We start from the raw sequence: 18355 nt of genomic DNA on the forward strand, positions 1-18355 counted from the left end.
TCCCGATCGACCGGCGGGCCGGGCGCGGGGGCGGGCGGCGCGGGGCCGCCCACCCACGAACGCCGTCAGGCGCCGTCGTCGGCGAGGCGGTGCCGGTTCGCCTCGATCCAGGCGTCCAGCGCGGCCGGGTCGTCCGGGTCCACCCCGTCGGCCATCAGCTGCGCCACTGCGGCGGTGGCCGGGCTACGCCGTTCGCCGGTCGAGTAGAGGCGGGCGAACTCCGGCACCATCTCCTCGATCGCCTCGTCGGTGCGCGTGGTCGCCGCCTCCGGTAGTCCGCGCTGGCGCGACGCGTACCGCGCCCAGGCCCGCAGCACCCGGGGCAGCATCGCCGCGTCGTCCATGTCCAGCACGGCCCGGCGGTGCACCCAGTCGAGCAGGAAGAGCCCGGACACCGCAGGGCTCCACCGCATCGGATCGGCGTCCGGGAAGCTCGCCGAGTGGTCCAGCAGCAGGCTCAGGCAGAAGTGCAGCGAGGCCAGCTCGGGGCCGTCGACCGTGTCCAGCCCGAAACGGGCGGCCTCCGGCGCGGCGAGGAACCGTCGGACCAGGTCGGTGCGCTCGGCGGCGGAGAGCGGCTCGACCTCCACCGGACCGGTCGGGTCGGCCGCGGTGGGCAGCATCGCCAGCCGTGCCCCGACCAATGCCCGGTCGGTGGCGAGGGACCCCTCGCCGGGCAACTCGCCCAGGTCGTCGGTCACCGCCAGGTGGCGGGCCACCTCGCCCCGGAGTCGAGCCGGATCTTCGGTCCGGAACCAGGTCAGCTCGTCGTCGGCGCACATCTGCCGGACCTGATCCAGGATCCGCTCGGCCGGCCCGCCCACGAAGACGTCCTTGGTGATCCCGATGTTGTGATCCACCAGGGCCACCAGGGCGTGTTCCGAGCCGCCCGACTCGTCGTCGTAGGCGAAGGTAGCGAGGTAGGAGGTCTGGTCGCCGTACACGTCGCCGTACGCCCAGCTGCCGGTGAGGTGCACCCGGCCGAGTTGGGTGGTCCAGGTCGGCGCCTGGCTGCCCGGCCGCACCCGCTCGGTGCCCTCGGCCGTCGGCACGAGCGTGGCGAACACCTGCCGGATGGTGGTCGCCGCCGCGATCCTGCGGCGGCCGGTGGCGGCGAGGAAACCGGTGACGAACTCCCGTACGGCGGTGTCGCGGTCGGTCTCCGCGATCGCGTAGACACTGCCCAGCAGCGCGCTGCCGAGCATCTCGGCGTCGAGGGCGGACTCCAGCTTGGTCACGTCGCGTGCGGCGTGCAGCACCGCGTCGTAGGGGGTCTGAGGCGTGGCCATGCTTCGACCCTACGCCGCTGTGGGCGTACGGAAAGGGGTAGCGGGCCGGGCGGAGCGTCAGCGGCGGGCGGCGTCCCGCAGCGCGTCGCGTGCCTGCGCGTACGAGCCGAGCACGGTTCGTACCGGTGTCAGCACGTACTCGTCACCCACCTGGGCTACCCGCGCCGTCAGCCGCTGCTCGGCGCGGGCCCGGGCGCGCCGGGCGGCCCAGCGCACCACCGGTCGGGTCAGCGCCGCCACCAGCAGCCCGGCCAGCAGGCCGCCGAGCAGCAGCAGGGTCGGCAGCGGCACCTGACCGACCGTCGGGTTGTCCAGCGCGGGCAGGCCGAGGGCCCGCAGCGCGTAGCCGAGCACCAGCCAGCCCAGCCCGACCACGGCGGCGAGGGTGACCAACCACTGCGCCCCGCCGACGATCCGCCACCACAGCGGCCGCCGGTCGAGGCCGAGGTCGGTGCCGGCGATCGTGCGGTCCAGGGCGTCCGGCAGGTCGCCGAGGCGGGACCGGGCGGCGGAGGTCACCGCGCCGGGCCAGGCGGCGGGTAGGTCGGTGGCGGCCCGGTCGGCCACCGCGCGGATCGCGAGGCCGAGCGCCGAGCGCTGGGCGGCCGTCGGGTCCGGTACCGATGTGGCCGCGACCAGGCTCTCCGCCGGGTCGGCCTGGGCGCCACCCGGGCCGGGCAGGTGCAGTCGACGCAGCGGGTCGGGTCGCAACCGCCGCCAGCCCCGGACCACCGGCCAGCCGGTGGCCGCGCCGGCCCGATGCCGGTACGCCCGCTCCACGGCCTCGGTCACCGCGGGCACCCCGGCCGCCCCGGCCAGCGCCCGGTTGAGGCCACGGACGGCGGCGTCGTCCGGCCCACCTGCCGGCCGGGCCGAACCGACCAGCTCGTCCAGGCCGGCGACGACCGTGTCGACGTCACCCGCCAGCCGCCGCAACGCGGCCTGCCGCTCGGCGACCGTGCGCTCCAGGGCGCCGCGCAGCCCGACCATCCCGGCCGGATCGATGGCGGTGGTGGCCAGCAGGGGCACACCGGTCAACCCGTCGGTGTCGAGCAGCCGGCGCAGGTCGTCCAGGACCCGGGGCACCTCGGCCGGGGGCAGCCGGTCGGCCTGGTTGAGCACGACCAGGGTGACGTCGCGGTGCCGATGGAACTCGCGCAGGTAGCTGTCGTGGATGACCCGGTCGGCGTACTTCTGCGGATCGACCACCCAGACCACCTGGTCGACCAGGCCGAGAAGGCGGTCCACCTCGAGCCGGTGGGATCGCTGCACCGAGTCGAAGTCGGGCAGGTCGAGCAGGATCAGCCCGTGCAGCGCCGTCTCGTCGTCCGCGTCCAGGGCGCTCTCCCGGACGAAGCGGTGTCGGGGCAGGACGCCGATCCAGTCGAGCAGATGGTTGGCGCCCTCCAGCGGCCCCCACACGCAGGCGTGGGTGACGCCGGTGGTCGGCCGGCGGACCCCGACCGGCGAGAGTTCCAGCTGGGCCAGCGCGTTGAAGAGGCTGGACTTGCCGCTGCCCGTCGCGCCGGCCAGGGCGACCACGGTGTGGTCCCGGGACAGCGCGAGCCGGGTGCCGGCGCGCTCGACCAGGGTGTGCGCGGGCACCAGGTCGGAGTCCGGCAGCAGACCGTCCACCGCGGTCAGGAATCGGCGTACCGCGTCCAGCCGGGCGATCAGCGCGTCGGCGTCGACCCGCTGCTCCCCCCGGAACGCCTCGCGGACCCGGCCGGCGATGTTGCTCACCGAGAACCCTCCTCGCCGCCGGCGGACAGGCCGCTGCGATGCCGGGCCAGCTCGACCCGGCCGGCGGCCCGGCGCAGCCCGTCGCCGGCGTCCGCGGCGGTGCGGGCGTCGGCGGTGCGGCCGAGGAAGCGGTCCGACTCCGCGTCCAGCAGCGTCCGCACCCGGGCCAGCAGGTCGGTGCGGGCCTTGGTGGCGAGGGTACGCACCGCCTGGTCGCCGAAGATCGCCTGGAGGACGGCCTGGGCGGCAACCGTGGTGCCGGCCCCGGTGGCCAACTCCAACCCGGTCGGGATGAACGCGGTGGAGGCGAAGACGGCGATCATCACGGCCAGGCCGGTGGCGTTGACCGCGTACGCGGCGGTGCGCGCCACGAACCGCTTGTCGCCGCCCTCGACCCGGACCAGCTCCAGCACCCCGCGCTGCCAGTCGCGGACCATGCGCTCGGCGCGTTCGGGCAGGTCGTCGCTCGGGTGGGCGAGCGCCGGATCGAGCAGCCCGGCACCGGCCGGGTGCGCCTTCCACCCGGTGTACGCGGATTCGGCGGCCTCCGAGGCCACCCCGCGCAGCAGCGTCACCAGCTGGGACTCGATGGCGTTGCGCAGCTCGGCGGCGGGTGCCGGTCGGCCGGTGACGGCGGCCACGACCCGGTCCCGGAGCCGGCCGATGCGGGCCTCCAGGGTGCGGAACAGCTCGCCGGTGCCGACGAACTCCTGCCAGCGGGCCAGCACCTCACCCCGGAGTAGCCGGCCGTCCTGCAGCCCCTGCTCGACGGTGCGCTCGGCACCCCGGTACGCGGCCCGGACCCGTTCGTCCAGCCCGTCGGCGGCGGTGACCTGCTCGTCGGCGGCGTCGGCCAGCTCTTCCACGGTCGGGTGGAGTGCGGCCAGCGCCCCGTCGAGGGTCTGACGGACCACCGCCGCCCGCGCGTCCGCGTCGGCGGCCAGTCGGGCGAACCAGTCGGCCAGCGGCGCGGTCACTCCCTCGGGCAGCAGCCCCTGACCGTCGACCCAGGTCTCCGGCAACACGAACAGTGGCGCCCGGCCGAGGTCCTGCTCGGCGAGCATCTCGGTCAGGTGCGCGGCGATCTCGTCGGTGGCCTCGGCGGGCACCCGGTCCAGCACCATGGCGATCACCGCGCCCCGCGTCCGAGCGCTGCGCAGCAGCTCCCAGGGCACCGCGTCGGCGTACCGGGCGGCGGTGGTGACGAAGAGCCACAGGTCGGCGGCGGCCAGCAGTTGGGTGGCGAGGGCCCGGTTGGCGTCGACGACCGAGTCGATGTCGGGCGCGTCGAGGAAGGCGAGCCCGGCCGGCAGGGCCGGGGCCGTCACGAGGTGCAGGGCGCGCGGATCTTCGCTCGGCTCGGTGGTGCGGGTCAGCCCGGGTAGGAGGTCGCCCTGCCGAAACCAGGCCGCGTCGGACGGGTTGCAGACCAGCACCGGGGAGCGGGTGGTCGGCCGGAGCACGCCGGCGGCGCTGACCCGGGCCTTGACCAGGCTGTTGACCAGGGTCGACTTGCCCGCGCCGGTGGAGCCGCCGACCACCACGAGCAGCGGGGCGTCCAGCCGGGCGAGCCGGGGCAGCAGGTAGTCGTCGAGCTGGTCGGTTAGTGCGGTGGCGGTCTGCCGGGCGGAGCTGGCAGAGGGCAGCGCGAGGGGATACCGGGTAGCACCGATCGCCTCCCGGAGGCCCGCGAGTGCGCCGGGGAGGCTGTCGTCCCCGGTGGTGGCGGGCGGCTCCTCCGGGGCGGCCGGCGGGTCGGTGCGGGCTGCGACGGCGGGCGCGCCGGAACGGGTGGCGGGATCGCCGTGCGTCGTCACCGCTAAAGCGTGCCCGACCGATGCAAGGGAAGACAACCGGACGGTAATAACGGCTGGGTTGCGCGGGGTTGACTCAACCCAACTTGACGATTGGCCAACGCGTGGCACTATTGAGTCAAGTTCACTCAACTTGTGGTGGGGCCCGCTGCGGGCGGTGCTCGCCAGCAGCCCACGGGCGATGCCCGTCACCTGCACAACCTTACGAAGCGAGGAAGCGAAGATGGCACGTGCGGTCGGTATCGACCTCGGCACGACGAACTCCTGCGTCAGCGTTCTCGAGGGCGGTGAGCCCACCGTCATCGCCAACGCTGAGGGGTCGCGGACGACTCCGTCGATCGTCGCGTTCGCCCGCAACGGCGAGGTGCTCGTCGGTGAGGTCGCCAAGCGTCAAGCGGTGACCAACCCGGACCGGACGATCCGGTCGGTCAAGCGCGAGGTCGGCACGAACTGGTCCGTCGACATCGACGGCAAGAAGTACACCCCGCAGGAGATCTCGGCCCGGACGCTGATGAAGCTCAAGCGGGACGCCGAGGCGTACCTGGGCGAGCAGATCACCGACGCGGTGATCACCGTCCCGGCGTACTTCAACGACAGTCAGCGTCAGGCCACCAAGGAGGCCGGTGAGATCGCCGGCTTCAACGTGCTGCGGATCGTCAACGAGCCGACCGCCGCCGCCCTGGCGTACGGGCTGGACAAGGGCTCCAAGGAGCAGACCGTCCTGGTCTTCGACCTCGGCGGCGGCACCTTCGACGTGTCGCTGCTGGAGCTGGCCGAGGGCGTCATCGAGGTCAAGTCGACCAGCGGTGACAACCACCTCGGTGGCGACGACTGGGACCAGCGGATCATCGACCACCTGGTCAAGACGTTCCGTGGTGAGCACGGCATCGACCTCGGCCAGGACAAGATGGCCCTCCAGCGGCTCCGTGAGGCCGCCGAGAAGGCCAAGATCGAGCTGTCCGCCGCCACCACCACCAACATCAACCTGCCGTACATCACCGCCGGCGCGGCCGGCCCGCTGCACCTCGACGTGACGCTCAGCCGCGCCGAGTTCCAGCGGATGACGCAGGACCTGCTGGACCGTTGCAAGGGCCCGTTCGAGCAGGCCGTGAAGGACGCCGGGATCAAGATCTCCGACGTCGAGCACGTCATCCTGGTCGGCGGTTCGACCCGGATGCCCGCCGTGACCGACCTGGTCAAGCAGCTCACCGGGCGCGACCCCAACAAGGGCGTCAACCCGGACGAGGTCGTCGCCGTCGGCGCCGCGCTTCAGGCCGGTGTGCTCAAGGGCGAGGTCAAGGACGTCCTGCTGCTCGACGTGACCCCGCTGAGCCTGGGCATCGAGACCAAGGGCGGCATCTTCACCAAGCTGATCGAGCGCAACACCACCATCCCGACCAAGCGTTCCGAGGTCTTCACCACGGCGGACGACAACCAGCCGTCGGTGCTGATCCAGGTCTTCCAGGGTGAGCGCGAGATCGCGGCCTACAACAAGAAGCTCGGCACCTTCGAGCTGACCGGCCTCCCGCCGGCGCCGCGCGGCGTGCCGCAGATCGAGGTCGCCTTCGACATCGACGCCAACGGCATCGTCAACGTGCACGCCAAGGACCTGGGCACCGGCAAGGAACAGAAGATGACGATCACCGGTGGCTCCTCGCTGCCGAAGGACGACATCGAGCGGATGCGCCGCGACGCCGAGGAGCACGCGGAGGAGGACAAGCGCCGCCGCGACGACGCCGAGACGCGCAACGTGGCCGAGGCGCTCCAGTGGCAGACCGAGAAGTTCCTCGCCGAGAGCGGCGACAAGCTGCCCGGTGAGAACCGCGAGCAGCTCAACGAGGCGCTCGGTGAGCTGCGCGGCGCCCTCGGCGGTCAGGACATCGAGAAGATCAAGTCCGCGCACGAGAAGCTGGCGCAGGTCTCCCAGCAGGCCGGCTCGCTGCTCTACTCGCAGCAGGCCGAGCAGGGTCAGCAGCCCGGTGGCGAGGCCGGCCCGGGTGCGACCGGCGCGACCGGTCCGCAGGCCGGCGGCGCCGACGACGTGGTCGACGCGGAAATCGTGGACGAGGACGGCAAGAAGTGACCGTCGGCCTCCGACACGTGTTCACCGCGAAGGGGATGAGGTAGCCGCATGACGCAGAAGCCACGAGCCGCCGACCCGGGCGACACCGGGTCGACGCCGGGTGGCTCCGCGCCCACGGAGCCGACCACCGGCGACGGGGAGCGGGTCGTCATCCGCAACAACCGCAAGCTCGTCGACACCGCCGAGCCGGAGGGGACCGCCGCCGACGCGGAGACCGGCGCCCCGGCCGAGGGTCTGGTCGAGGACGCCGAGGTCGTGGTCGACGAGATCGAGGTCGAGGTCAACTCCACCGACGGGCCGGAGCCGTCCGGCCCGCCGGTGGTGGACGCCCCGGCGCAGCCGGTGGACGGCGGCGCCGCTACGGGCACCTCGCTCGGCGCCGAGTTGGAGGCGCTCCGGGCCGAGCTGGACGAGCGGACCAGGGATCTGCAGCGGGTGTCGGCGGAGTACGCCAACTACCGCAAGCGGGTCGATCGTGACCGCGGCCTCGTGCAGGAGCAGGCGACCGGTTCGGTGCTGGCCGCACTGCTGCCGATCCTGGACGACCTGGACCGGGCCCGGGAACATGGCGACCTGGTCGGGCCGTTCGGCACGGTGGCGGAACAGCTCACCACCGCGCTGGGCAAGTTCGGCCTGAACGCCTTCGGCGAGCAGGGCGACCCGTTCGACCCGACCCGGCACGAGGCGGTCGCGCACCAGACCTCGGCCGACGTCAGCGAGCCGACCTGTGTACAGGTCATGCGACGCGGCTACCAGCTCGGTGAGCGGCTGCTGCGCCCCGCGCTCGTCGCGGTCGCGGATCCGGAATAGTGCCAGACAGTGACCGGGCCGTCCCGCCCACCGCGCAACGGTGGGCGGGACGGCCGGGCCACCAGGGTCGGAAGGAGGTGGACCGGTGAGTTCGAAGGACTGGATCGAGAAGGACTTCTACGCCGTGCTCGGCGTGGACAAGGCCGCCTCCGCGGATGACATCAAGAAGGCGTACCGCAAGGTGGCCCGGGAGTCGCACCCGGACCACAACCCGGGTGACCCGAAGGCCGAGGAGCGGTTCAAGGCCGCGTCCGAGGCGTACAACGTGCTGTCGGACACCGGTCGCCGTCGCGAGTACGACGAGATGCGTTCGCTGTTCGGTTCGGGCGCGTTCCGACGCAACGCCCGGGGTGGGGGCCAGCCGGGCGGCATGCCGTTCGACGTCTCCGACATGTTCGGCGGCGGCGGAGGCGGCGACCGTCGCTTCGGAGGCGCCGGCTTCCAGGACCTGTTCAGTTCGATCTTCAGCGGTGGTCAGGGCGCCGGGCAGGCCCCGCCTCGCGGTCCGGCCCGTGGTCGGGACGTGGAGACCGAGGTGGCACTGGACTTCGGTGACGCGGTGCGCGGGGTGACGCTGCCCCTGACGCTGCGGGCGCCGGGAGTCTGCGACACCTGCCACGGAAACGGGGCCAAGCCGGGCACCCAACCGACCACCTGCCCGGTCTGTCACGGTGCCGGCGTGACCACCCGCAACCAGGGGTCGTTCAGCTTCTCCGAGCCGTGCCGCAACTGTCAGGGCGTGGGCACCGTGGTCGAGGAGAAGTGCCCGGAGTGCCACGGCAGCGGCGGTGTCACCAAGACCCGCACCATGAACGTGCGCTTCCCGGCCGGTGTGGCCGACGGTCAACGCATCCGGCTGGCCGGGCGCGGTGAGCCCGGCGAGCGCGGCGGTCCGGCTGGCGACCTCTTCGTGCACGTCAAGGTTCGGCCGGACGAGTTGTTCGGGCGTACCGGAGACGACCTGACGCTGGCCGTGCCGGTCACCTTCGCGGAGGCCGTGCTCGGCACGGACCTGCGGGTGCCCACGCTCGACGGCGCGGTGACCCTGCGGGTTCCGCCGGGGACGCCGAGCGGGCGGGTGCTGCGGGCCCGGGGCAAGGGTGTGGTTCGCCGTGACGGGCAGGCCGGTGACCTGCTGGTCACGCTCGACGTGGTGGTGCCGTCCCGGTTGTCGGACGAGGCGCGCACGGCGCTGGAGTCGTTCGCGGAGCAGACGCCCCCGGCGGCCCGGGAACATCTCGACGCCCGGGTGCGTCGGGTCAGCTAGTCCGGTGGAATGGACGCGGAGGTGAGCGGGATGTCAGGCGAGTTCCTCGGTTCGGGCGACCCTGCCTACGAGGCCAAGGTGCTGATGATCTCGGTCGCGGCGCGGATGGCGGGAATGCACCCGCAAACCCTGCGCCAGTACGACCGACTGGGGCTGGTGCAGCCCGGCCGGGCCGCTGGCGGCGGGCGTCGCTACAGCGTCCGTGACGTGGTGCTGCTGCGCGAGGTGCAGCGACTCAGCCAGGACGACGGGATCAACCTGGCCGGCGTCAAGCGGATCATCGGGCTGGAGCGGCTGCTGGAGCAGGCGCAGCAGCGGGTGGCCCGACTGGAGGCGGAACTGGACGCCGCGTACCGGCGGGTGGCGGAGCTGGAGTCACTGGCCCGCTTCCCCGGCCGGGATCTGGTGCCGACCAACCGCACGTCCACCGCCCTGGTGGTGTGGCGGCCTCGCCGTACGCCCGATCGCTGACCTGCGACTCACACCCGGACCGTCTTTCGGCCCGGACCGTGCTGGATTCCCGGCGCGGTCCGGGCCTTTTCGGTTAACCTGTCGATAAGGGTCCAATCGTCTTAATGCGGACCTTCCGGCATGGCGAGGGGGAGCGATGGCGGATCCGGCGAAGAAGATGGCCCAGCAGACGGAAGACCGGTTGGAAAGCCTGGCCGAGACCGTCCGCAAGAAGTTCGACAAGGTGACCGAAGGAACCTACCGGGACCGGATCGTCGCGGGCCGGTTCGCCGAAGAGGGCGAGCGCGGCGGCGACAGGGGTCGTACCGAAACCGAACGCAAGCAGGACTGACCGGTGACCGACGTGCGGGCCGGGACCCACGGGGGGTCCCGGCCCGCACACGTCGTCATGCGGTGCGGATCGCCGTGCAGCGCGCGCCGATCTTGCACTTTAGGACGAAGAAATGTCTGGCTTCGGGTGGAAGGTCGGGACAGAAAGAGCAAGATCGACGCAATGAATGGGCCGATTCGGTTCAGCCGAGGCGGCGGTTTTCGCGGACCAGGCCGCCCTCGCACCAGTCCCGGTAGACGAAGAGGTCCGGTCGAGCCAGCAGCACCCTGCCGTTGTGCGCCCAGATCTTCATCAGCTCGTCGCCGTCCCGCTCGGCCTGTTCGACGAGCTTGCGAAAGCGGCGCTTCGGGTGGGCGCGGAAGTTCGTCCGAATGCCGTCGGCCGCGTAGATGTAGAGGCAGTGCAGCGCGAAACGCCGGGCCGGGCAGGTGGGATCCATCGCCAACTCGAAGAGCGTCAACACCAGTCGGTCGCCGGAGACCAGCAGGTCCCAGTCGGGTGGCATCGAGGCCAACGGCACCGAATCAGGCTTGTACGCCCAGGCCCGCAACTCCGCCGGAGTCGGATCGACAGGGTTGGCGAAGCCGTGGAAAGTCGACTCCTGCACGCTCACCGGCCAACCTTCCGCTCTCGCCCGCGTGTGGCAACGCTGCCTGCGGACCGTGGCTGCTGGGGCGAAACGGTAACCCGCCGCCGGGTGCTGCGGTAGTCCCCATGGGGAGCAATTCCGCAACCGTTGGCATGGGTGGGTCCACCGCATCGACGGTGCAGTCGATGACGCTCCTATGACAATCCATGTTCGACGGTTCGAGCGAGGTGCCGAGGCTCGGTTCGTCAGGGGGCGTGCAGTGAGTCGGCGACCGGAGTCGGCTCCCGCCGCTGGGTCGCCGCACGGGTGCGCAGCCACCGCTTGAACCACGGGAAGTCCGGCAGCCGGGCCAGAATCGGCCCGGTCACCACGGTGATCAGGACGTACGTCGCGGCCAGCGCCGCCAACCGCGGCTCGACGCTCCCGGCGGCCACCGCGAGCCCGGCGATGACGATGGAGAACTCACCTCGGGGTACGAGCGCCAGACCGGCGCGCCATCGACCGGGTTCCGCGATGCCGACCCGGCGGGCCGCCAGGTAACCGGTGAGCGTCTTCGTCGCCATGGTGACCACGGCCAACGCGAGCGCCGGCAGCAGCACCGGCGGAATGTCCTGCGGGTCGGTGGTCAGGCCGAAGAAGACGAAGAACACGGCGGCGAACAGGTCCCGCAGGGGCGAGAGCAACTCGGTAGCGTGGTGCGCCACCGGGCCGGAGAGGGCGATGCCGACCAGGAACGCGCCGACCGCCGCCGACACCTGGAGCGACGCGGCGATGCCCGCGATCAGCAGCGTCAGACCGAGTACGCCGAGCAGTAGCGCCTCCGGATCCTTCGCCGACAGGGCGGACGAGATCAGGTGGCCGTACCGGATGGCGACCACCAGCACGAGCAGCACCGTGCCTACCGCGACGGTGAGCGCGATCCCGCCGCCGAGCAGGCCCGTGCCGGCCAGCACGGCGGTGACGAGCGGCAGGTAGAGGGCCATCGCCAGGTCCTCGATCACCAGCACCGAGAGGATCACCGGGGTCTCCCGGTTACCGAGTCGTCCCAGGTCCGCGAGGACCTTGGCGATCACCCCGGAGGAGGAGACCCAGGTGATACCGCCGAGCACCAGGGCGGCCACCCAGTCCCAGCCGAGCAGCAGGGCGAACCCGGCACCGGGCAGCGCGTTGAGGACACCGTCGATCAGCCCGGCCGGGGCCGCCGAGCGGAGGTTGCCGACCAACTCGTTGGCCGAGTACTCCAGGCCGAGCATCACCAGCAGGAGGATCACGCCGATCTCGGCGCCTACCGCGAAGAACTCCTCGCTGGCGTCCAGCGGGAGAAGCCCGCCGTGCCCGAACGCCAGACCGGCGAGCAGATAGAGGGGGATGGGAGAGAGGCCGAAGCGTCGGCTCAGCCGGCTGAGGAGCCCAAGCAGCAGCAGGAGCGCGCCGACTTCGATGAGCAGCGTGGTGAAATCGTGCATCCGCCTCAGCCGTCCGGGTCACTGTCGGCGAGGATGGCGGACACGCCGTCGAGACCTCTACGGGTCCCGACAACGACCACCACGTCGCCGGCCGCGAAGCGGAAGGAGGGGAGTGGCGAAACGATGACTTCGCCTTCACGCAGCACCGCCACGATGGAGGCGCTGGTGCGGGTACGCGCCTTGGTGTCGCCGAGCTTCCGGTTGACGTACCGCGACCCGGCCGGGATGGCGATCTGCTCGGTGAGCAGACCGGCGGCCTGCTCGCGCAGCCCGGAGAGCTGACCGAGCATCAGCGACGCGCCGAGGATGTCGGCCAGAGCCTCGGCCTCGTCGTCGGTCAGCGGAATGTCCGCCTGGCAGGCGTCGGGATCGTCCGGGTCGTACAGGACGAGATCACGGCGGCCGTTGCGGTGGGAGACCACGCCCAGCCGGCGTCCGGACTCCGTCACCAGGTCGTGGCGTACCCCGATCCCGGGCAACGCGGTCTGCTCGACACGTACTCGCACCCGCCAAGGCTACCGCTTCGTGAACAGAACGCAGATCTTGGACGGACAGCGCCCCTCGGACCGACCTCGACGCAGCCCAATGGCCTTGATCCACTCGGGTTCATTGAGGTCGGGGTATCCGGCGCGGCGGGACACCCCGACTTCAATGAAGCCGAGTCGATCTACTTCGGGTCGCTGACGTAGGTCCCTTGCCCTGGTGTCCCTCGATCAGACCCTCGGCCCGCAGGATCAGGAGGGCCGAACGGACCGGCTCGGCGAATACACGTAGTGCGGTCATCTCACGCAAGGACGGCAGCTTGTCGGCTGGCGGGTATTCCCGAGAAGCGATCTTGTCGCGGATGTCCCTGTGCGACCGGTCTCTCGGCCGGGCCGTCCGCGTCGCGCTGGCACGGCCTGCACTCCCTCGGGTGAACGGCCGGGCCAGCGATCCCTGGCGAGAGGGGTTCACCACCATGCCTGACCTGGTGCAGCGGCGATGACCGGGCGGTTCGTCGCCCACCTGCCGATCTCCGCGCCGGACCTGGCGCGCGCCAAGATGGCGGGGCGGACCACCGGCCGGTCGTTGGCCTTCCTGGCCCGGATCGACCTCGGTGGTATCACCGTCTCCACCGAGGACGACCAGGGGATACGGCACTGGGTCTTCTGTGACCGGCGGCTGGTCGGTGGCCGTCGCCGCGTACTTCGCGCCGACCACGAAACCCGTGCACCGCCCGGTTGCCCCGGCGAATCGGCCCTGTAACTGGCCATGCGGGCGCCTGATCGACTCGGTTTTCAGGATGTCGCGGTGTCCCGGCGGTCCGGATGCCCCGACTTTCTGAAAGTCGAGTGGATCAAGCGCCCGCTACCGGGTCGCCGGAGGGGAACGAGAAGAGCTGGGTGACGTGCACGCCGAGCACATGCTCCCGATCGACCCGACCCAACTCCGGCGCGATCATCGAGCCGGCGTCGTTGCCGATCGCGCCGTAGCTGTCGTACGCCAGGCGGTTCATCAGCTCGGCCCCAGGCGCGGGCGATGCGGAACCGGTTCCAGCCGGCGCTGCGGGTCGGGCCGGAGAACCCGAAACCGGGCAGCGACGGAACGACCACGTGGAAGGCCGGCGCGTCCGGGTCGGTCGGCTCGGTGAGCGGGGCGATCACGTCGAGGTATTCCAGCACCGAGCCGGGCCAACCGTGGGTGAGCACCAGCGCGGTGGCGTCCGGCCGGGACGACCGCGCGTGCAGGAAGTGGATCTGCTCGCCGTCGATCTCGGTGACGAACTGGGGGTGCGCGTTCAGGCGGGCCTCGACGGCACGCCAGTCGAAGTCGCCCCGCCACCGGTCGACGAGGCATGTCAGCTCTCTTGGAACGGAATGTTTCGTTCTGCAATTACGATAGCAGACCGGAACGGTCCGTTCCACTGTTAGGCTGAGGCCATGTCCTCGACACCCGGAAAGACGCTGGCCGGCCGCCGCGCCCAGGCCGCCCGCAACGACGAGGTCATCCTCGAAGCCGCCCGCGCGGTCTTCCTGGACGACCCGAAGGCGCCGATCGCGGCCGTCGCCGAACGCGCCGGCGTCGGCATCAGCGCGCTCTATCGGCGGTACGCGGGCAAGGAGGATCTGTTGCGTCAGCTCTGCCACGACGGGCTGCGCCGGTACGTCGCGGAGGCCGAGACCGCCCTGGCCGAGCCGGACGACTGGACCGCGTTCACCGGCTTCCTGGCCCGGGTGGTCGACGCCGACGTGCACTCGCTCACCGTCCACCTGGCCGGCACCTTCACCCCGACCGAGGAGATGGGTCGGGACGCGATGCGCGCCGGTGAGTTGGCCGCCGCCCTGGTCGACCGGGCCCACGCCAGCGGGCGGTTGCGCCCCGACGCGGTCGTACACGATCTGGGGTTGTTGTTGGAGGCGTGCGCCGCCGTCCGCGTACCCGATCCGGAGCGGACCCGCCAACTGCGCCGCCGGCAGCTCGCGGTCCTGCTGGCCGGCCTGTCGTCGGCACCGGACGCGGACCCGCTGCCCGGCCCGCCCCCGGCGGCCGGGGAGTTCGACTGGCGGTGGCGGCGTCGGGAGTGATGGGCGTCACGCGCTAAGGTTGAGCGGAATACGCTCAACTCTGGTTGTGTCCAACCCAATGGACAACGCCGATCCGGGGGAGCCCATGAACACCGAGAAACTCACCACCAAGAGCCGGGAAACCATCACGGGCGCCGTCGCGCTGGCCAACCAGCGTGGTCACGCCACCGTGGAGCCCTGGCACCTGCTCCTGTCACTCCTGGACACCGATGGCTCGACCGCCACCGGTCTGCTGCGCGCCGTCGGGGCCGACCCGACCGAGCTGCGCCAGACCGCCCAGCGCGCGGTCGACGCCCTGCCGGCCGCACGCGGCTCCAGCATCGCCGAGCCGACCCTGGCCCGGGAGTTCGTCAACGCCATCGGCGCCGCCGAGCAGATCGCCCGACCGCTGGGCGACGAGTACACCTCCACCGAGCACCTGCTCGCCGGCCTGGCCCGGGTGGGTGGCGCGGTGTCCGGGGCGCTGAAGACCGTTGGGGCCACCGAGGAAGCCCTGGTCGCCGCCTTCCCGACCGTGCGCGGTGGGGACCGGCGGGTCACCACCGCCGACCCCGAGCAGACCTATCAGGCGCTGACCAAGTACGGCGTCGACCTCACCGCCAGCGCCCGGGACGGCAAGATCGACCCGGTCATCGGCCGGGACTCCGAGATCCGACGCGTCATCCAGGTGCTCTCCCGGCGTACCAAGAACAACCCGGTGCTGATCGGCGAGCCCGGCGTCGGCAAGACCGCCATCGTCGAGGGCCTGGCCCAGCGGATCGTCACCGGCGACGTGCCCGAGTCGCTGCGCGACAAGAAGTTGATTTCGCTCGACCTCGGCGCGATGGTCGCCGGCGCGCAGTACCGCGGCCAGTTCGAGGAGCGGTTGAAGTCCGTCCTGGAGGAGATCAAGAACTCTAACGGGCAGGTCATCACGTTCCTCGACGAGCTGCACACCGTCGTCGGCGCCGGCAAGGGCGAGGGCTCGATGGACGCCGGCAACATGCTCAAGCCGATGCTGGCCCGTGGTGAGCTGCGGATGGTGGGCGCCACCACGCTCGACGAGTACCGCGAGCACATCGAGAAGGACCCTGCCCTGGAGCGCCGTTTCCAGCCGGTGCTGGTCGGCGAGCCGACGATCGAGGACACCATCGGCATCCTGCGGGGGCTCAAGGAGCGCTACGAGGTGCACCACGGCGTACGTATCACCGACGCCGCGCTGGTCGCCGCCGCCACCCTCTCGGACCGCTACATCACCGACCGGTTCCTGCCGGACAAGGCCATCGACCTGGTCGACGAGTCCGCGTCCCGGCTCCGGATGGAGATCGACTCCCGTCCGGTCGAGGTGGACGAGATCGAGCGGGCGGTCCGCCGGTTGGAGATCGAGGAGATGGCGCTGGCCAAGGAGCCGGATGCCGCCTCGGCCGAGCGATTGGAGCGGCTGCGCAAGGAGTTGGCCGACAAGCGCGAGCAGCTCACCGTGCTCTCCGAGCGCTGGCAGACGGAGAAGAGCCACATCGCCAAGCTCTCCACCGCCAAGGAGGAGTTGGAGCGCCTCGGCGGCGAGGCCGAGCGGGCCGAGCGGGACGGCGAGTTGGAGCGCGCCGCCGAGTTGCGCTACGGCCGGATCCCCGCCCTGAAGGTCGAGCTGAAGCAGGCCGAGGAGGAGCTGGCCCAGCTCCAGGCCGCTGGCGCGATGCTCAAGGAGGAGGTCGGCGCGGACGACATCGCCGCCGTGGTCGCCTCCTGGACCGGCATCCCCGCCGGCCGCCTGCTGGAGGGCGAGACGGCCAAGCTGCTGCGGATGGAGGAGTCGCTGGGCGGCCGGGTGGTCGGCCAGGCCGAGGCGGTCGGCGCGGTCTCCGACGCGGTCCGCCGGGCCCGTGCCGGCATCGCCGACCCGGATCGCCCGACCGGCAGTTTCCTCTTCCTCGGCCCCACCGGTGTCGGCAAGACGGAGCTGGCCAAGGCCCTCGCCGAGTTCCTCTTCGACGATGAGCGGGCGATGGTCCGCATCGACATGAGCGAGTACGGCGAGAAGCACTCGGTCGCCCGCCTGGTGGGTGCGCCGCCCGGCTACGTCGGCTACAACGAGGGTGGTCAGCTCACCGAGGCGGTGCGCCGTCGACCGTATTCGGTGGTGCTGCTGGACGAGGTGGAGAAGGCCCACCCGGACGTCTTCGACGTGCTGCTCCAGGTGCTCGACGACGGCCGGCTCACCGACGGCCAGGGCCGCACGGTGGACTTCCGCAACGCGATCCTGATCCTCACGTCCAACCTCGGGTCGTCGGTGATCAGCGACCTGACGCTCGCCGACGAGCAGCGTCGGGAGGGTGTGCTGGCGGTGGTCCGGTCGCACTTCAAGCCGGAGTTCCTCAACCGGCTGGACGACATCGTGGTCTTCGCCTCGCTGCGCGGGGACGACCTGCGCTCCATCGTCGACATCCAGCTGGACCGGATGCGGCGACGGCTGGCCGACCGCAGGCTGGGTCTGGAGATCACCGACGCGGCCCGGGACTGGCTTGCCGAGCACGGCTACGACCCGATCTACGGTGCCCGCCCGCTGCGCCGCCTGGTCCAGACCGCGATCGGTGACCAGTTGGCGAAGGCGCTGCTGTCCGGCCAGATCCGCGACGGCCAGACGGTGAAGGTGGACCACACCCCCAAAACCAACACCCTCTCAGTAACCCCAGCCTGACCCCTGCCCCCCTTCGACGAGGTGATCAAGAGGTTTGCGTCGGGTTCGCGTCTTCGCATGACGCAAACCTCTTGATCAACAGGGTGGGGCGTCGGTGGACGGGGAAAGAGTGGGGCATGTTTGGGATCGGGAAGAAGTGGGAGCGGGAACTTGGTGCGGCCGTCGACGAGTTGGTCGCGGCTGACACCCTCGCCTTTGGCGGGGTTGGCATCGCCGGAAAACTGTTGCCGGTGACCGAGGCGTACGAGCGGGTCTTGGCCGCCCTCGACGAACACCCCGAGGAGGTGCGCCGCCAGCTCGACCGGGTGCTGACCGACGGCACACCCGCCGGCCGGGCGTACGCGGCCACCCTGCTGGAGAGCATCGACCCGGCTGCGGCCCGAGCGGCGTGGACGACGCTGCGGGACGACCCGAGCGAGTTCACCACCTTCGTCGGCTGCGTGATGGACCGCGAAACCCTGGGCGCCTACGCCAGCCAGCGGCTCGCCGCAGCCTGAGCCGTGCACACCCGGCGACGCCGCCGGTGCCGTCGGTAGCTGAGCTGTCGGTCACGGTAGGGGTCGCGACGGTGCCGAAGGTTGTTACCGTCTGCGCCGACGAACCTGGGGAGGTGGTCGGGTGGACGCGCCGGTGACGTACCTGGTGGTGGCAATCGCCGTACTCGTGGTGGTCGTGGTCCCGCTCGTCGTGCGCGCCCGGCGGCGGGCGACGGCCCGGCCCGACGGCCTGCCACCGTCCGGACGGCCCGCGCGCGGCGGCGCGGCGGAGACGCTTCGCGCAGGCCCGCTCCGCCTGACCCCGGGCGACCGCGTGCGGATCCGCGAGCGGGAGTACGCGGTGAGCGCCACGATCCGTCTGGTCGAGGGTGACTGGAGCTGGGTGCAGCACCTGCTCGCCGACGACTCCGGCACCCGCCACCGGCTCTCCGTGGAGGACGGCCCCGAACTCGAACTGGTGCTCTGGACCGCCGAGCCGGGCGCCACCGTCACCCCGGGCGCCCCCACCATCGAACTCGGCGGGCGGCGCTACACCTGGTCCGAGAGCGGGCAGGCGCGCTACACCGCCACCGGGGAGACCGAGCTGGCGTCGGCCGGCACGATGCGCTACCACGACTACCAGTCCGGTGGCGCCGCGCGGCTCTCCTTCGAGGCGTACGGCGAAGAGGGGTGGAGGGTGGCCCGCGGCGAACTGCTCCACCCCACCGACCTGACGATCCGACCCGCACCCGACGCCGGTTGATCCAGGCCGGGC

The 18355-nt window shown here is 71.6% G+C and carries 17 protein-coding genes and 1 pseudogene; 10 read left to right on the top strand and 8 right to left on the bottom strand.

All coding sequences use genetic code 11. From position 1 onward, the window contains the following. Positions 1–65 precede the first annotated feature (65 nt). From AB0J33_RS01430 to AB0J33_RS01440, 3 genes are read right to left on the bottom strand one after another with little or no spacing between them, the layout of a single operon-like run. Positions 66–1289, bottom strand: a complete 1224-nt coding sequence (locus AB0J33_RS01430) for a hypothetical protein (RefSeq protein WP_363608686.1) — start codon at positions 1287–1289, stop codon at positions 66–68. 57 nt (positions 1290–1346) lie between these two features. Further along, positions 1347–3032, bottom strand: coding sequence for a GTPase (locus tag AB0J33_RS01435; RefSeq protein ID WP_363608688.1), 1686 nt, complete (start codon positions 3030–3032; stop codon positions 1347–1349). After that, entirely contained in the window at positions 3029–4849 is a 1821-nt protein-coding gene (locus AB0J33_RS01440; protein WP_363608690.1) for an ABC transporter, read from the bottom strand. Before AB0J33_RS01440 ends, AB0J33_RS01435 begins: the two co-directional genes overlap by 4 nt. A gap of 220 nt (positions 4850–5069) precedes the next feature. On the opposite strand from AB0J33_RS01440, the gene dnaK reads away from it, so the two are divergent. The 5 genes from dnaK (at position 5070) to AB0J33_RS01465 (ending at position 9808) form a co-directional block, all read left to right on the top strand. Next, complete coding sequence (dnaK, locus tag AB0J33_RS01445) at positions 5070–6929, top strand: molecular chaperone DnaK (RefSeq protein WP_363608692.1); 1860 nt, start codon at positions 5070–5072, stop codon at positions 6927–6929. Positions 6930–6977: 48 nt separating this feature from the next. Beyond that, complete coding sequence (gene grpE / locus AB0J33_RS01450) at positions 6978–7739, top strand: nucleotide exchange factor GrpE (protein ID WP_363608694.1); 762 nt, start codon at positions 6978–6980, stop codon at positions 7737–7739. A gap of 85 nt (positions 7740–7824) precedes the next feature. Beyond that, on the top strand, positions 7825–9006 hold the full coding sequence (dnaJ, locus tag AB0J33_RS01455) for a molecular chaperone DnaJ (RefSeq protein WP_363608696.1): 1182 nt from the start codon (positions 7825–7827) through the stop codon (positions 9004–9006). 30 nt (positions 9007–9036) lie between these two features. Continuing rightward, positions 9037–9477 (top strand): helix-turn-helix transcriptional regulator, encoded by a 441-nt coding sequence (locus AB0J33_RS01460; protein WP_030332087.1) that lies wholly within the window; start codon positions 9037–9039, stop codon positions 9475–9477. A gap of 136 nt (positions 9478–9613) precedes the next feature. Then, positions 9614–9808: a hypothetical protein gene (locus AB0J33_RS01465; protein WP_363608699.1), complete on the top strand. Its 195-nt coding sequence runs from the start codon at positions 9614–9616 to the stop codon at positions 9806–9808. Between the two features lie 181 nt (positions 9809–9989). Here the strand turns inward: AB0J33_RS01465 and AB0J33_RS01470 are convergent, their stop codons facing one another. The 4 genes from AB0J33_RS01470 to AB0J33_RS01485 form a co-directional block, all read right to left on the bottom strand. Next, positions 9990–10421, bottom strand: a complete 432-nt coding sequence (locus tag AB0J33_RS01470) for a hypothetical protein (protein WP_030332093.1) — start codon at positions 10419–10421, stop codon at positions 9990–9992. Between the two features lie 221 nt (positions 10422–10642). Further along, positions 10643–11863 carry a cation:proton antiporter gene (locus AB0J33_RS01475; protein WP_363608701.1) on the bottom strand — a complete coding sequence of 407 codons (1221 nt, stop codon included), beginning with the start codon at positions 11861–11863 and terminating at the stop codon, positions 10643–10645. Between the two features lie 5 nt (positions 11864–11868). Continuing rightward, positions 11869–12369 carry a TrkA C-terminal domain-containing protein gene (locus tag AB0J33_RS01480; RefSeq protein WP_363608703.1) on the bottom strand — a complete coding sequence of 167 codons (501 nt, stop codon included), beginning with the start codon at positions 12367–12369 and terminating at the stop codon, positions 11869–11871. A gap of 142 nt (positions 12370–12511) precedes the next feature. Continuing rightward, positions 12512–12823 (bottom strand): GntR family transcriptional regulator, encoded by a 312-nt coding sequence (locus AB0J33_RS01485; RefSeq protein ID WP_363608705.1) that lies wholly within the window; start codon positions 12821–12823, stop codon positions 12512–12514. Positions 12824–12844: 21 nt separating this feature from the next. Between AB0J33_RS01485 and AB0J33_RS01490 the strand changes: the two genes are divergently transcribed. After that, positions 12845–13108 carry a hypothetical protein gene (locus AB0J33_RS01490; protein ID WP_363608707.1) on the top strand — a complete coding sequence of 88 codons (264 nt, stop codon included), beginning with the start codon at positions 12845–12847 and terminating at the stop codon, positions 13106–13108. A 106-nt stretch (positions 13109–13214) separates the two neighbouring features. Here AB0J33_RS01490 and AB0J33_RS01495 read toward each other — a convergent pair. After that, positions 13215–13695, bottom strand: a pseudogene (locus AB0J33_RS01495) (epoxide hydrolase); the annotation flags it as partial. An 87-nt stretch (positions 13696–13782) separates the two neighbouring features. Here AB0J33_RS01495 and AB0J33_RS01500 point away from each other — a divergent pair. From AB0J33_RS01500 to AB0J33_RS01515, 4 genes are all read left to right on the top strand, one after another. Further along, positions 13783–14427, top strand: coding sequence for a helix-turn-helix domain-containing protein (locus AB0J33_RS01500; RefSeq protein ID WP_363608709.1), 645 nt, complete (start codon positions 13783–13785; stop codon positions 14425–14427). Between the two features lie 85 nt (positions 14428–14512). Next, complete coding sequence (clpB, locus tag AB0J33_RS01505; protein WP_363608711.1) at positions 14513–17104, top strand: ATP-dependent chaperone ClpB; 2592 nt, start codon at positions 14513–14515, stop codon at positions 17102–17104. Between the two features lie 116 nt (positions 17105–17220). Continuing rightward, a complete protein-coding gene (locus AB0J33_RS01510; RefSeq protein WP_363608713.1) occupies positions 17221–17601 on the top strand; it encodes a hypothetical protein in 381 nt (126 codons plus the stop codon). Between the two features lie 121 nt (positions 17602–17722). Next, complete coding sequence (locus AB0J33_RS01515) at positions 17723–18343, top strand: DUF4178 domain-containing protein (protein ID WP_363608715.1); 621 nt, start codon at positions 17723–17725, stop codon at positions 18341–18343. Positions 18344–18355 lie beyond the last annotated feature (12 nt).

Origin of the sequence: Micromonospora sp. NPDC049645, assembly GCF_040675155.1 — a bacterium.
GTDB lineage: Bacteria > Actinomycetota > Actinomycetes > Mycobacteriales > Micromonosporaceae > Micromonospora.

Excerpts from the sequence above, each read along its gene's own strand:
- AB0J33_RS01430 (WP_363608686.1), bottom strand. The coding sequence starts at position 1,289 with ATGGCCACGCCTCAGACCCCCTACGACGCGGTGCTGCACGCCGCACGC.
- dnaK (WP_363608692.1), top strand. The coding sequence starts at position 5,070 with ATGGCACGTGCGGTCGGTATCGACCTCGGCACGACGAACTCCTGCGTC.
- grpE (WP_363608694.1), top strand. The coding sequence starts at position 6,978 with ATGACGCAGAAGCCACGAGCCGCCGACCCGGGCGACACCGGGTCGACG.
- AB0J33_RS01460 (WP_030332087.1), top strand. The coding sequence starts at position 9,037 with ATGTCAGGCGAGTTCCTCGGTTCGGGCGACCCTGCCTACGAGGCCAAG.
- AB0J33_RS01465 (WP_363608699.1), top strand. The coding sequence starts at position 9,614 with ATGGCGGATCCGGCGAAGAAGATGGCCCAGCAGACGGAAGACCGGTTG.
- AB0J33_RS01475 (WP_363608701.1), bottom strand. The coding sequence starts at position 11,863 with ATGCACGATTTCACCACGCTGCTCATCGAAGTCGGCGCGCTCCTGCTG.
- AB0J33_RS01485 (WP_363608705.1), bottom strand. The coding sequence starts at position 12,823 with ATGGTGGTGAACCCCTCTCGCCAGGGATCGCTGGCCCGGCCGTTCACC.
- AB0J33_RS01490 (WP_363608707.1), top strand. The coding sequence starts at position 12,845 with ATGACCGGGCGGTTCGTCGCCCACCTGCCGATCTCCGCGCCGGACCTG.
- AB0J33_RS01500 (WP_363608709.1), top strand. The coding sequence starts at position 13,783 with ATGTCCTCGACACCCGGAAAGACGCTGGCCGGCCGCCGCGCCCAGGCC.
- clpB (WP_363608711.1), top strand. The coding sequence starts at position 14,513 with ATGAACACCGAGAAACTCACCACCAAGAGCCGGGAAACCATCACGGGC.
- AB0J33_RS01510 (WP_363608713.1), top strand. The coding sequence starts at position 17,221 with ATGTTTGGGATCGGGAAGAAGTGGGAGCGGGAACTTGGTGCGGCCGTC.